A 13386-nucleotide genomic window follows, 5' to 3' on the forward strand; every position below is an offset into this window, starting at 1 on the left:
TGCCTGCCGGAGAAATACTGATGGATTTAGCCTTATTCGACCTGGATGAAACCCTGATTGACGATGACAGCGCCAGCCTGTGGATCCGCTGGCTGGTCGGCCAGGGCTTCGCGCCGGCGGAGCTGGAGTTGCAGGAGCAGCAGCTGATGCAGCTCTATTATCAGGGCAAACTGTCGATGGAGGACTACATGCAGGCTACGCTGGCGCCGCTGACCGGCCTGAGCGTGCAAACCGTGGCCGGCTGGGTGCAGCGTTACATTCGCCGCGATATCCTGCCGCGCGTCTACCCCGCCGCCCGTGAGCGCCTGCAGTGGCACCGCGAGCGCGGCGACTGCATCCTGGTGATCTCCGCCACCGGCGAGCACCTGGTGGCGCCGATCGCCGAACAGCTCGGCGCCGACGATGCGCTGGCGATCGGCGTGGAAATCAGCGACGGCCGCTTCACCGGCAACACCTACGGCACCATGACCTACCAACAGGGCAAGGTGATCCGCCTGCAGCACTGGCTGGCACAGCATCCGCACCTGAAATTCGAACACAGCCACGGCTACAGCGACTCCCTCAACGATAAGGCGATGCTGCAATTCGTCGACAGCGCCACGGTGATCAACCCCGACAGCGAGTTGAGCGCGCTGGCGGCGGAACACGGCTGGGAAGTGTGCCGCTGGGAGCGCTGAGCGGCAGGCAAAAAGTGCCCTGCGGTGTGACAAAAAGCGCGTTGTGGCGTAGGTATTAAGGGTCTTTAATTCACTAACGGAGTTGCGCAATGCTGACCATTTGGGGCCGTGAGAATTCGAATAACGTCAGGAAGGTGCTGTGGTGCGCCGCCGAACTGGGGCTGAGCTACACCCACATCAACGCCGGCGGCGCGTTCGGCAAGGTGAACGAAAAGAGCTACCGCGCGCTGAACCCGAACGGCCTGGTGCCGCTGCTGCAGGACGATGACTTCGTGCTGTGGGAGTCCAACACCATCGTACGCTACCTGGCGGCGAAATTCGGCGACGCGACGTTCTATCCGCAAGATCTGCAGGCGCGCGCCGCCGCCGAGAAGTGGATGGACTGGACCACCTCGACCATCGTCCCGGCCTTCACCATCGTCTTTTGGGGCCTGATCCGCACCGCGCCGGAATTGCGCGACATGGCGAAAATCGAAGCGGCGATCGCCACGCTGGAAAAACACTTCGACGTCATTGAACAGGCGCTGGCACATCAGCCTTACCTCTCCGGCGACGCGTTCGGCTTCGGCGATATTCCGCTCGGCAGCTTCGCCTACGCCTGGTTCGAAATGCCGATCGCCCGCCGCCCGCGGCCGAACATGGAGCGCTGGTATCAGCAACTGCGCGCTCGCCCGGCCTATCAGCGCGGCGTGATGAGCGAACTCACCTGATCGCTGCGGGGCGTTACGACGCCCCCACTTTCAGCAGCTTGCCGTCCCGCTCGTCCGTCAGCAGATACAGATAGCCATCCGGCCCGCTGCGCACCTCGCGAATGCGCTCGCCGCGATCGCCCAGCAGCCGCTCCTCCGCCACCACCTTGTCGCCTTCCAACGTCAGGCGAATCAGCTCCTTTTGCGCCAGCGCGCCGATGAACAGCGAGTGCCGCCAGGCGGGGAAGCGCTGCCCGTCATAGAACGCCATGCCGCTGAGGCCGGGCGAAACCCGCCAATAGTGCAGCGGCTGCTCGGTGCCGGGCACCCGTTCCCCCCTGGCCTCCGGGATCGGCTGGCCGGAATAGTTGATGCCGTAGGTGGCCAGCGGCCAGCCGTAGTTTTTACCCGGCTGCGGGAGGTTGAGCTCATCGCCGCCGCGCGGGCCGTGCTCGTGTTCCCAGATCGCGCCGCTCCACGGGTTCAGCGCCAGCCCTTGCGGATTGCGGTGGCCGTAGGACCAAACTTCCGGCCGTTTGCCGGCCTGGCCGACCCAGGGGTTGTCCGGCGGCACTGCGCCTTCGGCGGTCAGCCGCACCAGCTTGCCCTGCAGCTTGTCGGTCTCCTGCGCCGTCGGCCGCTGGTTGTTTTCGCCCAGCGCGATAAACAGGTAGCCCTGCCTGTCGAACGCCAGCTTGCCGCCGAAGTGATTGCCGACCGACAGCTTGGGCAACTGGCGGAAGATCACCTTGAAGTTTTCCAGCCGCGCGCCGTCGTCGCTCAAACGGCCGTAGCCGACCGCCGTGCCGGCTTTGCCGCCGTCACCCGGTTCGGCGAAGCTGAGGTACACCCGGCGGCTGGCGGCGAAGTCGGGGGCCGGCAACACCTCCAGCAGGCCGCCCTGCCCCTCGGCGTAAACCTGCGGCACGCCGACGATCGGCGGTGACAGGCCTTTGCCCTGCTGCCACAGCCGCAGCCGGCCGGGCCGTTCGGTGATAAGCAAGCCTTGTTCCGCCGGCAAGAAGGCCAGCGACCACGGGTGTTCCAGGCCGTCCTGCAGTTGGCTGACCGTCGGCGCGGCGTGCAGCAGGCCGCTGCACAGCAGCAAACCGGCCAGTAAAGTCAATCGGGGCATGGCATCCTCCTGGAGGTGAAATGACCCGTTTAGTGTAGCCCACTCAGCGGGCACGGTCGTTTGCATTACATTTCAACAGGTTGCCTTTTGGCTCCTGTGTGCTTAAGTTAACGCATCACCCAGGAGGAATCATGGACATTACCGTTACCGACGCGATTGACGAACACACCCTCGATGCGATCAGGCAAGGCCTGCGCGCTTACAACCTGCCGCATATCGACGCCCGTCACCGCAAGCCGCTCAGCGTCTATGCGCGCGACGAGGCCGGTACGGTGATCGGCGGGCTGACCGCCGAAACCTGGGGCAACTGGCTGAGCGTCGAGTGGCTGTGGGTGGCGGACTCCCAACGCGGCAGCGGCCTCGGCGGCCGGTTGATGCGCGCCGCCGAACGCGAGGCGCAGGCGCGCGGCTGTCGCTACGCTCGCCTGGATACCTTCAGCTTCCAGGCGCGGCCGTTCTACGAAAAACTCGGCTATCAGCTGCAAATGACGCTGAAAGATTATCCGGTGGAACATGAGTGTTATTTTCTCACCAAAACTCTGACTGATTAATGGATGGACGGATGGACAGCAAAAGCATGGTGGTGAACTGTGTGGCGTACAAAGCCGGCCAACGGCTGGGCGAAGTGACCATCGACGATATCAGCGAGGTGGTCAAACAGCCGGACACCTTCGTCTGGCTGGGGCTGCGGCAGCCGGAGCCGGCGTTTATGCGCAAGGTGCAGGAGGAGTTCGGCCTGCACGATCTGGCGATCGAAGACGCGCTGTGTGCGCATCAGCGGCCGAAGTTGGAAACCTACGGCGACTCGCTGTTTATCGTGGTCAAGACCGCGCAGTGGGGCGAGCACGACGAAATCGAATACGGTGAAACCCACTTCTTCGTCGGCAAAAACTTTCTGGTGACGGTGCGCCACGGCGCCTCGCCCAGCTACGCGCCGATCCGCGCCAAGGCGGAAGAGAACCACAAGCAGATGTGCCGCGGGCCGGGCTTCGCCCTCTATTCGGTGCTGGACTTCGTGGTGGACAACTACCGCAGCGTGGTGACGCGCTTCGAGAGCACCATCGAGAATATCGAAGCCAACATGTTCCAGTCGGAGTTCGATCAGGCGGCGATCGAGAACGTCTATACCCTGCGCCGCCATCTGCTGGCGCTGCGCAACGCCGCGCTGCCGATGGATGAAATCTGCAACCAGCTGATCCGCCTGCACGAAGAGGTGATCCCGAAAGAGCTGCGCGCCTACGTGCGCGACGTGCAGGATCACGCGCATCAGGTGGTCAGCAATATCGACGACATGCGCGAAATGCTGACCAACGCCATGCACGTCAACCTGGCGCTGGTGACGGTCAAACAAAACGAAGTGGTGAAACGGCTGGCGGGCTGGGGCGCGATTTTGGCCATCCCGACGGTGGTCTTCAGCCTGTACGGCATGAACTTCGCCGACATGCCGGAGCTGAAGTTCCCTTGGGCCTACCACGCTACGCTGGGGGTGACCGCCGTCGGCTGCATTTTCCTGTATCAGAAGCTGAAGAAATCGGGCTGGCTGTAAGCGCCAAACGGCAGCTGTGTTCCCGCCGGCGAAAAAAAAAACCTGCAGGGCAGCCCGCCCCGCCGCTTCAATACAACTTCGGCCGCCGATCGCGATGCACGTGATTGTGGCGGCCGATGTGCTTGTCATCGGCCGCGCCGATATCCATCGATGCCAGTACCATGCCTTCGCCCGCCAGGCTCTGCGTCAACGGATAGCCGTCGGCGTCGACGATCACCGAGCCGCCGATCCACGCAACGCCGCGCTCCGTTTCACAACGATCGCACACCGCGATGAACAGCCGATTGACGGCGGCGTTGGCCTGCGCCTTCACCATCTCCGCCGGACGTTCGCCCTGCGGGCGCGGCGCCAGCGGCCAGTTGACCGGCGCGCACAGCAGCTGAGCGCCGGCCAACGCCGGCAGCCGCACCCACTCTGGGAATTCGAGATCGTAACAGATCATCACCGCCAACCGGCCGAAGCGGGTCTCGATGACCGGCGGCGGCCGATCGCCGGCGGTAAAAATGGTGCTCTCTTCGTGCCACAGGTGCGCTTTGCGATAAATCGCCCTCACCCCCTGCGCATCGATCAATGCCGCACTGTTGGCCACCTCGCCATCGGGCAGGCGCTCGCAGAAACCGGCGACGATCGCCACATCCAACTCGCGCGCCAAAGCTCCCCACAGGCTGAGGCTCGGCCCGTCTTCGGCCTCGGCCAACGCGCGCGCCTCCGCCTTATCGCACAGCACGTAGCCGCTGTTCACCAGCTCCGGCAGCACGATGACGTTGGCGCCGCGCTGCGCCGCCCGGCGGATCGCCTGGGCGGACAGCGCCCGATTGTGTTCCGCTTCCCCGACCCGCAACGCTAACTGGCAGCATGCGACGCTGATTTTTTCCTTCACTCCCGTTCTCCTTCCAATAAACCCTCGCAGCACAACGCCACCCGCCGTTCGGCTTCAAGATCGAGCTTCCGGCACATCACGACATAAACGCTCCCGGCCACCAGCAGGCCGACCAGAAAAGCGATATCCGCACCGCCCAGTAAAACAGCAAAGGGGCCGGTGTAAAAGCCCAACGTCATGAACGGCACCATCGCCAGCAGGCCGATCGCGTAGGCCGTCAGGCCGGAGCGCCCCCAGCGGCCGTAGATCCCCGCCGGGTTGAAGATTTCACCGATCGCGTAATGCCCGCCGCGCACCACGTAAAAGTCCATCAGATTCACCGCCGTCCAGGGCACCAGGAAATACAGCATCAGCAGCACGAAGGTATTGAAGCTGGCGAGATAGCTCGCCGGGATAGCCAACGCAACCGCAAACACCGTCAGGGCGACGACGCTAATGCCGATCATGCGTAATCTCAACGTCGGCGTCACTTTACGGAACGCGTCAATCGCGCTGAGGCTGGTCAGCATCGCGCCATAACAATTGACCGCCATGATGCCGACCAGCGAGGGCACCGCGATCAGCACGGCCAGCGTGCCAAATCCCGGGTAAACGGCATTACCCACCGCCTGTACGCTGCCGATCGCATCGGGGGCCGGTAGGGCTGAGGCCAGAAATGCGCCCAGCGACATCAGCCAAAGCGCCGATCCGGCCGCCCCCAGATAAGTCCAAAAGATCACGTTGGCAGACGGCGTTTCATGCGGCAAATAGCGTGAGTAGTCGGAGACGTACACCGCGTAGCTGATTTGATAACCGGCGGCAGCCGACAGCTGAATCAAAAAGGCCGCCCACGAAAAATGCCCGGCGCCGACGGCGGCATCCATCCGCAACGACAACACGGCGCCGATCGTCAGCACGCCGAACACCGCCATCATCACATAGGTCAGCCAGCGCTGCACCGCATGCAGCATATCGTGGCCGACGATCGCCAACAGCACGGCCACCGCGATCAGCAACGCATACCAGGGCAGACGGTGGCCCGGCAGCACCGTGTTGATCGCATCGGTCGCGAGAATAACGTTGAACACATTGAAGCCGATGTAAACAAACACCACGGCGGCAAAGGGAACGATGGCCCCACGCAGGCCGAATTGGGCCCGCGACTGGATCATCTGCGGCAGCCCCATGCGCGGCCCCTGGTTGGCATGGCACGCCATGAAGAACGTGCCGAACCCTACGCCGGCGGCAATGGCCAGCATCGAATAAAGCGCGCCCAACCCCAGCGCCGGGCCGGTGAAACCGACCACCATCGTCGTCAAAACGAAATTGCCGGTGAACCAAAACGGCGCCTGATGCCAAACCTTGCCATGCCGCTCGTGATGGGGTACATAGTCTATCGAGCGCACTTCAATTTTTGGGCGTGACGCCACATTGCGATTGTTCATGTCCCACCTCGTCTTTTCAACGCTCGGTTTGCGGCTGCAGCTGTGCCGCCGGGCGGCTCAACAGGCAGCCCAGCACGAAGGCGACGCCGCCGCCCAGCAGGCCGCCGTAGATTGGGCTGTTGGCGTCGATGCCGTGCCAGGCCATCAACCCCACCACGCACAGGCTGCCGGTCAACATGCTGGCAATGGCGCCGGCGCTGGTGGCGCGCGGCCAGAAGATCGCCCCTACCAGCGGGATCAGCATGCCGCCCACCAGCAGGTTATAGGCCAGCGTCAGCGCCGCCAGCACGTCGCGTACCACAAACGCCAGCCCCAGCATGACCGCGCCCATGACAAGCGTGGTGAAGCGCCCGGCGGCCAACCCGCCGGAAGGTTTGCGGCGGATGGTCGGCAATACGTCCTCCAGCGCGATGGTGGAAGAGGCCAGCAGGCAGGCGCTGGCGGTGGACATCAGCGCTGCCAACGCCGCGGCGGCCACCAGCCCGCTGACGCCGGCCGGCAACACCGCCTGCGCGATGGCGGCGAAGGCGCCGTCGGTGTTGCTGAGTGACGGCAGCACGATCTTGCCGGCCATGCCGATCAGCGCGCCGGTCACGCCGTACAGCACGCAATAGACGCCCGCCCCCAGCCCGGCGAAGCGCGCCACGTTGGCGCTGCGGGCGGTAAACACCCGCTGCCAGATGTCCTGGCCGATCAGAATGCCGAAGAAGTAGATCAGGAAGAACACCAGAATGGTGTCCAACCCGATCGACGACAGCTGGTAGTAACCGGCGGGCAGCAGGCTGGTGAAGGCTTCCCAGCCGCCGGCCTTGACGATGCTCATCGGCATCAGCACCAGCATCATGCCGACGGTCATGATGATGAACTGAATGATGTCGGTCAGCGTCAGCGACCACATGCCCCCCAGCGTCGAATACAGCACCACCAGCCCGCCGCCGAGCAGGATAGACGCGCTGAACGACAGGCCGAACATCACCTGCATCACGCTGCCGATGGCGATGATCGAGGTCACCGCCACCATCAGGTCATACGCCAGCATGATCGCACCGCTGGTGACCCGCGCGGCAGGGTGATAGCGCCGCGACAGCACCTGGCTGACGGTATACAGCTTCAGCTTGAGCAGCGGCTTGGCCAGCACCAGGCTCAGCACCACGATGCCCAACCCCAGCGCGCCGCACAGCCAGACGCCGGAGATGCCGTAGGTGTAGCCGAGTTTGACGCTGCCGATGGTCGACGCGCCGCCGAGCACCACCGCCGACAGCGTGCCCAAATACAGCCCCGGCCCCAGATTGCGCCCGGCGACCAGATACGCCTCTTTGGAATTGGCGCGGCGAATGCCCATCCACCCCACCGCGCCTATCACCAGAAAGTAAAACACCACGACCAGCAGATCGAGATTCATGGGTACCTCCACTCCGTTGTTATTGTTATCAGGGGCCCCGACGCAACCGCTCCGCCGGTAGGGTCAGCGCACCGGCCTCAGCGGGCCGGCAGCACGCACAACATTTCAAACAGCAGGTTGGCGGCCAGCAGCGCCGTGTTACCGGAGCGATCGTAAGGTGGCGACACCTCCACCACGTCGCCGCCCACCAGGTTCAGCCCGTGGCAGCCGCGCACGATCTCCAGCCCCTGCCAGACCGACAGCCCGCCGACTTCCGGCGTGCCGGTGCCCGGTGCGAAGGCCGGATCCAGTCCGTCGATATCGAAACTGAGGTAAACCGGCGCATCGCCCATCTGTTCGCGGATCTCCGCCATCAGCGGCGTCAGCGACCGGTGCCAGCAGGCCTCGGCCGGCACCACGCGGAAGCCCTGGCGCCGTGACCAGTCGAAGTCGTCCGCCGCATAGCCGCTGCCGCGCAGGCCAATCTGCACCACCTTTTCCGGCGCCAGCAGCCCCTCCTCGAACGCGCGGCGGAAGGTGGTGCCGTGCGCCAGCTGTTCGCCGAACATCTCCTCATTGGTGTCGGAATGCGCATCGACGTGGATCAGCCCGACCGGGCCATGCCGACGGGCGACGGCGCGCAGCACCGGCAGCGTCAGCGTGTGGTCGCCGCCGAGCGTCAACGGCATGCAGCCGTGCGCCAGGATCTCGTGGTAAGCCGCCTCGATGCGCTGCACGCTGTCCGCCAGGCTGTAAGGGTTGATGGCGACATCCCCCAGATCGGCCACCTGCAGCCGTTCGAACGGGGCAGAGCCGGTGCCCATGTTGTAAGGGCGGATCATCACCGACTCCTGGCGGATCTGGCGCGGGCCATAGCGGGTGCCGCTGCGGTTGGAGGTGCCGATATCCAGCGGAATGCCGACAAAGGCGGCATCCAGACCGTGCGCCTGGTCGGCCGCGGGCAGGCGCATCATGGTGGGAATACCGGCAAAGCGCGGCATGTCGTTACCGCTTTGGGGTTGGTTCAGCATGGCGTTTCCTTGTCTTTATCTGCGATGAATTGAAACATTTGAGCAACATTCGCAGACTACCCCGTTGGCCACCCCGGCTACCATTCCCGCTTTTGCATGTAAACATCGAAAAACGCGATGCAACTAACTTATTGAAGTATTGATTTTTATTTCCAATTCATGCCATAAGGAAGGCCATATCTTCAGCGCCGCCCCTATTTCTTCGATGTTAAAAATGGGTTAACCGGCCGACGTTCTGCGGAGGGGGAATGCTCACCAACCTAAGCGATATCGATCTGAAACTGCTGCGGGTGTTCGTCGCGGTGGCAGAAGCCCAGGGCGTCAGCGCCGCGCAGGAAACGCTGCTGATGAACCAATCCACCATCAGCACCCACCTGGCCTCGCTGGAAACCCGGCTGGGTTTTCGCCTGTGCCAACGCGGCCGCTCCGGCTTCCGGCTGACGCCCAAGGGCGAACGCATGCTGATCGCCTGCCGCTCGCTGTTCAACGCCGCCCGCGACTTCACCCGGGTCAGCCAGTCGCTGAACGGCCTGCTGACCGGCGATCTGCAGATCGGTCTGGTGGATAATCTGGTTTCGCTGCCGGGCAACCCGTTCAGCCAGGCCATCAAGCACTTCCAGCGCCGACATCAGGACGTGCAATTGCAGTGCCGCATCTGCTCACCGAACGAGATTGAGCAAGGACTGCTGCACCGGCAGCTCGATCTGGGCATCGGCTACTTCGGCCAACAGTTGGAGGCGTTGCGCTATCAGCCGTGGCTGGAGGAAACGCAGGCGATCTACTGCAGCGCGGATCACCCGCTGTTCGCGGTGGAAGAACCGGAGCGCGAGCAGATTGAAAACGCGCGCTGGGTCAAGCGCGGCTACCTGCTGGCGCAGCAGCTGTGCCCGATCGCGCCGCCTCACCTGGCTGCGGTGGCCCACCATATGGAAAGCGTCGCCCATCTGGTGCTGAGCGGCTCCTGTCTCGGCTACCTGCCCACCCACTACGCGGCGCGCTGGGTGGAACAGGGGCTGCTGCGGCAGCTGGGCGGCGCGGCGCTCTCTTATCGCGCCACGCTCAGCCTGGTCAGCCGCCCCGTCCAGCCCGACGAGGCGTTGAACGCACTGCTGGAGGATTTGGCGCGCGCCGCACGCCAATCACCTCATCGCTGAGAGGCCAGCGCCCGATTCATGGCAAACAGCGTGCCGGTTAAAGACAAGATGAGGAGCCCGATGATGGCCCAGGCAAAAGAGGCCGCTCCGCCCTTGTCGAGCAGCATGCCGCCGATCGCGCCACCGGCGGCCACGGCGGTATTCCAGCCCGTCGTATACATGGACTGCGCCACGTCGGCCGCGCGGCCGGAAAGGCGTGACAATGCCGTCTGCGTGAGAGTGGCGAAACCGCCGAAAGCCGCGCCCCACAATGCGACCGCGAGATACACCATCGGGGCTATCCGTCCCCCACTTGCCAGCAGCACGGCGGCGAGGGCAAAGATGACGATGCTCATCACCGTAAGAGATTGGACTCGTCGATCGACCAGCACCCCGGCGACGCCCAATCCGGCAATCGCGCCCAGCCCGAAGATAAACAGCACGATATCGACCCGCTCGGATAACCCCGACGGCGTGAGGAAAGGCTCCAGGTAGATATACAGAATGTTGTGGGCAACGATGAAGGTGAACACCACGAACAGCACGGCGCGGATCCCGCATTGCAAGAATACGCCGCTCAGAGACGGGCGATGCGCCTTAGCCTGGCCGGGGAAATCCGGCACGATGGCGATGATCCACACCACGAGCATCAGCGCCATCAACGTCATCAGGCCAAAGGCGCCCTGCCAGCCGATGGCTCGGCCAAGCAACGTGCCGAGCGGTACGCCGAGCACCAGCGCCAGGGTGGCGCCGGCGCCGGAGATCGCAATAGCGCGGCCGCCAAGATGGGCCGGTGACATGCGCACGGCGTAACCGGCCAGCAAGGACCAAACGATGCCGCCGAAAACGCCGGCGAAGAAACGCGTCGCCAATGAGACGTGGTAATCATGCGACAGCGCCGTGACGAGGTTAACGATGGCAAAACCGCCGATCGCGCTCAAGAGCAAGGGGCGGCGCCGCATGCCCTGCGTCAATGCAGTGAGCGGAATGGCGGCGACCAACGCGCCCACCGCATAGGCGGTGATGAACTGCCCCGCCAGGCTTTCAGACACGCTCAAATCGCCCGCGATCGAAGAAAGCACGCCCGCCGGCATGATCTCGGTCAGCAGCGTGATGAAAGCAGCCATCGCCAACGCCAGCAGGCCCCCCAGCGGCAACCGCTCGCTGCCCGCGGCAGGCGCAGATATCGTCGTTTGATTCATCAATCACTCCCTATTCAAAGATGTTTCCGCCCATTGCGGATGACGTTTGCATCATGCTGCCCACTCGCCGATAAAAGAAAAACAGGCTAAAGTGAACAACACTCGTGACATAAAGGTCATCAATAGAATGGAAGCCTATGGAAAGCTTGGGTTCTCTCGACGTTTTCGTGCGGGTCAGTGAAAGCCGCAGTTTCACGGCGGCCGGGCAACAGCTGGGGATCTCCGCGTCGGCGGTCAGCAAAACCATCGCCCGGCTGGAGGAACGGCTCAGCGTGCGGTTGTTTCACCGCTCCACCCGCACGGTCAACCTGACGCCGGAAGGGGCCTTGTTCCTGGAAAGGTGCCGACGCATTTTGAGCGAGGTGAAAGAAGCGGAAGCCGAACTGTTGCAAACGCGGGGAGCGCCCCAGGGTAAGCTGCGTATCAGTCTCCCGTCGCTGGGCACGCTTTTCATGCCAAAACTGGGGGACTTCAAGCGCCGCTATCCTGAGATCGAGCTGGATATTGATTATTCGGATAGGTTGGTTGACGTGATTGAGGAAGGTTTCGATGCCGTTATCCGCAGCGGCACCCCGAGCGATTCACGGCTGGTTGCCCGCCGGTTGGGCACCTGCCGCAAGGTTTTCGTTGGCGCGCCAGGCTATTTCAGCCAAGCGGGTATGCCGAGCAAGCCCGAGGATCTGACAAGCCATGCCCGTTTGCATTATCGCTTTCCCAGCACCGGCAAACTGGATGCCTGGCCGCTGGGAGACAAGACGGAGATGATCCCCGAACGGCCGGCCAGCATGGTGACAAATACCCTCGATCCGCAGGTTTGCTTCGCGGAACAAGGGCTCGGTATCGCTTATTTGCCGGAAATCGCCGTGCGCAGACAGCTGGAACAGGGCAGCCTGGTGACGGTTCTGGATGAATACGACCGCGAGAACATGGTTTTTCATGTCCTCTGGCCGTCGGGCCGCCACCTGTCAGTCAAAATCAGGCTGTTCGTCGACTTTGTAACGAGCCACCTTTTCCCGATTTAAACGACGTATGCCGCCTTAACTGACCGGCATGCGCGCCGGATCGGGATACTGGTACTCAAACCCCAGCTCGTTGCAGATGCGGTTGCCGTCCACCAGCCGCTCATCCTGATCCGCTTCGTCGGCGAACTGCGGCGGCTCCAGGTGCAGCTGCTCGGCCAGCGCCGGATAAAATTCGCGTTTGGCCGGATGGCGCGGCGCGCACAGGTTGTACACGTGACCGCCCTTCGGCAGCTTCAGCAACAGCTGGATGGCGGCGATGACGTCGTCCTGGTGCACCAGATTCACCCCCTGCGACCCGCCCTTCACGTCGAGTTTGCCCGCCAGGAAGCGGCCGGGGTGGCGGTCGGCGCCCACCAGGCCCGCCAGCCGCAGAATGTCCACCGAGGTGTTCGGCAATTCATGCAGCCAGCGCTCCAGCTCGGCCAGCACCCGGCCCGACGGCGAGACCGGCCGCAGCGGTGACTCTTCGCGCAGCGTGCCGGCGGTTTCGCCGTACACCGAGGTGGAACTGGTAAAGATCACCCGCGGCACGCCGAAGGCCATCGCGCTGTCCACCAGCATGCGCACCGCATTGAAATAGTTCTCGCTGCCTTCGACGGTGCGGCGTGCGGGCAGCGTCACCACCAGCGCATCCACGCGCAGCAGCGATTCCAGATCGTCCGGATCGCACACCAGCTCCGGCGTCAGCTCCAGTTGATAGCATTCGATGCCGCTCATGCGCGCGGCCTCGACGCCGTCCGGCGTGGTTTTGCTGCCGACCACGTCATACCCGCGGCCCATCAGCGATAACGCCAACGGCATGCCCAGCCAACCCAAACCAATAATGGCTACTTTTTTCATCCTCTTCCTCTCCTGAAGATCGCAGCGCCCTACCCCTAAGGCTACGCCACTGTGCACGGCGATACAATCTGCCCAGCTTAAGGTTAGGTAAAGCCGTCTGTGGCTAATAACTTAACCTGTTTCAATAAATTAAATTTATGACGTTAAAAAAGGGTTGCGCGGTGGACAGCGGATAGTTTAGCTTAATTGGCATACGGTTTTTACCGGCTTTTGATTAGAGAAAAACACCATGACACGCGTTCAGTTCAACCACCATCATCACCATCACCCTGACTAGTCTTTCAGGCGATGAGTGCTGGAAGACGGTTTGTTAATCTTCCAGTGGCGCGCAGAACGCAAGAGAGAGCCCTCGGAAGATATCTTCCGAGGGTTTTTTTTTGGCTCCGGACAGACAGAAAAGAATAGTTTTTACAATAAATTCATAAA

At 62.9% G+C, this 13386-nt stretch carries 14 protein-coding genes and 1 other annotated feature; of the genes, 7 read left to right on the top strand and 7 right to left on the bottom strand.

Annotation, left to right across the window (positions count from 1 at the left end; all coding sequences use genetic code 11):
• Positions 1 to 20 precede the first annotated feature (20 nt).
• Together ACUTSC_RS07195 and ACUTSC_RS07200 are read left to right on the top strand one after the other, a co-directional pair.
• A complete protein-coding gene (locus tag ACUTSC_RS07195; RefSeq protein ID WP_004938759.1) occupies positions 21 to 677 on the top strand; it encodes an HAD family hydrolase in 657 nt (218 codons plus the stop codon).
• An 89-nt stretch (positions 678 to 766) separates the two neighbouring features.
• Complete coding sequence (locus tag ACUTSC_RS07200; RefSeq protein WP_197773159.1) at positions 767 to 1387, top strand: glutathione S-transferase N-terminal domain-containing protein; 621 nt, start codon at positions 767 to 769, stop codon at positions 1385 to 1387.
• Positions 1388 to 1400: 13 nt separating this feature from the next.
• Here the strand turns inward: ACUTSC_RS07200 and ACUTSC_RS07205 are convergent, their stop codons facing one another.
• Entirely contained in the window at positions 1401 to 2501 is a 1101-nt protein-coding gene (locus ACUTSC_RS07205) for a PQQ-dependent sugar dehydrogenase (protein ID WP_193146050.1), read from the bottom strand.
• A 131-nt stretch (positions 2502 to 2632) separates the two neighbouring features.
• On the opposite strand from ACUTSC_RS07205, the gene ACUTSC_RS07210 reads away from it, so the two are divergent.
• Both ACUTSC_RS07210 and ACUTSC_RS07215 read left to right on the top strand, forming a co-directional pair.
• On the top strand, positions 2633 to 3052 hold the full coding sequence (locus ACUTSC_RS07210) for a GNAT family N-acetyltransferase (RefSeq protein WP_033654621.1): 420 nt from the start codon (positions 2633 to 2635) through the stop codon (positions 3050 to 3052).
• 11 nt (positions 3053 to 3063) lie between these two features.
• On the top strand, positions 3064 to 4047 hold the full coding sequence (locus ACUTSC_RS07215) for a magnesium and cobalt transport protein CorA (protein WP_025302200.1): 984 nt from the start codon (positions 3064 to 3066) through the stop codon (positions 4045 to 4047).
• A 67-nt stretch (positions 4048 to 4114) separates the two neighbouring features.
• On the opposite strand, the gene ACUTSC_RS07220 is transcribed toward ACUTSC_RS07215, so the two are convergent.
• The 4 genes from ACUTSC_RS07220 to speB form a co-directional block, all read right to left on the bottom strand.
• Positions 4115 to 4927, bottom strand: coding sequence for a nitrilase-related carbon-nitrogen hydrolase (locus ACUTSC_RS07220; RefSeq protein WP_445653234.1), 813 nt, complete (start codon positions 4925 to 4927; stop codon positions 4115 to 4117).
• Positions 4924 to 6351, bottom strand: coding sequence for a purine-cytosine permease family protein (locus tag ACUTSC_RS07225; RefSeq protein WP_445653235.1), 1428 nt, complete (start codon positions 6349 to 6351; stop codon positions 4924 to 4926). Before ACUTSC_RS07225 ends, ACUTSC_RS07220 begins: the two co-directional genes overlap by 4 nt.
• Positions 6352 to 6367: 16 nt before the next feature.
• Positions 6368 to 7753, bottom strand: a complete 1386-nt coding sequence (locus ACUTSC_RS07230) for a sodium:solute symporter (RefSeq protein WP_445653236.1) — start codon at positions 7751 to 7753, stop codon at positions 6368 to 6370.
• A gap of 77 nt (positions 7754 to 7830) precedes the next feature.
• Positions 7831 to 8763: an agmatinase gene (speB, locus tag ACUTSC_RS07235; protein WP_033637774.1), complete on the bottom strand. Its 933-nt coding sequence runs from the start codon at positions 8761 to 8763 to the stop codon at positions 7831 to 7833.
• Positions 8764 to 9011: 248 nt separating this feature from the next.
• Here speB and ACUTSC_RS07240 point away from each other — a divergent pair, with 248 nt between their 5' ends.
• The gene (locus ACUTSC_RS07240) at positions 9012 to 9917 is read left to right on the top strand and encodes a LysR family transcriptional regulator (protein ID WP_047728053.1); all 906 of its coding nucleotides are present in this window, start codon (positions 9012 to 9014) and stop codon (positions 9915 to 9917) included.
• Here ACUTSC_RS07240 and ACUTSC_RS07245 read toward each other — a convergent pair.
• Complete coding sequence (locus ACUTSC_RS07245) at positions 9908 to 11098, bottom strand: MFS transporter (RefSeq protein WP_445653237.1); 1191 nt, start codon at positions 11096 to 11098, stop codon at positions 9908 to 9910. The two genes, ACUTSC_RS07240 and ACUTSC_RS07245, sit on opposite strands and share 10 nt — an antisense overlap.
• A gap of 137 nt (positions 11099 to 11235) precedes the next feature.
• Here ACUTSC_RS07245 and ACUTSC_RS07250 point away from each other — a divergent pair, with 137 nt between their 5' ends.
• Positions 11236 to 12120 carry a LysR family transcriptional regulator gene (locus ACUTSC_RS07250; RefSeq protein WP_445653238.1) on the top strand — a complete coding sequence of 295 codons (885 nt, stop codon included), beginning with the start codon at positions 11236 to 11238 and terminating at the stop codon, positions 12118 to 12120.
• A gap of 15 nt (positions 12121 to 12135) precedes the next feature.
• Here the strand turns inward: ACUTSC_RS07250 and ACUTSC_RS07255 are convergent, their stop codons facing one another.
• Positions 12136 to 12960 (bottom strand): SDR family oxidoreductase, encoded by an 825-nt coding sequence (locus ACUTSC_RS07255; protein WP_149572154.1) that lies wholly within the window; start codon positions 12958 to 12960, stop codon positions 12136 to 12138.
• A gap of 229 nt (positions 12961 to 13189) precedes the next feature.
• On the opposite strand from ACUTSC_RS07255, the gene hisL reads away from it, so the two are divergent.
• Positions 13190 to 13237: a his operon leader peptide gene (gene hisL / locus ACUTSC_RS07260; RefSeq protein ID WP_100396937.1), complete on the top strand. Its 48-nt coding sequence runs from the start codon at positions 13190 to 13192 to the stop codon at positions 13235 to 13237.
• Positions 13213 to 13339 (top strand) — a sequence feature (His leader region). (Overlaps the previous gene by 25 nt.)
• Positions 13340 to 13386: the final 47 nt, after the last annotated feature.

It is taken from the genome of Serratia sp. TSA_105.2, from assembly GCF_052692115.1.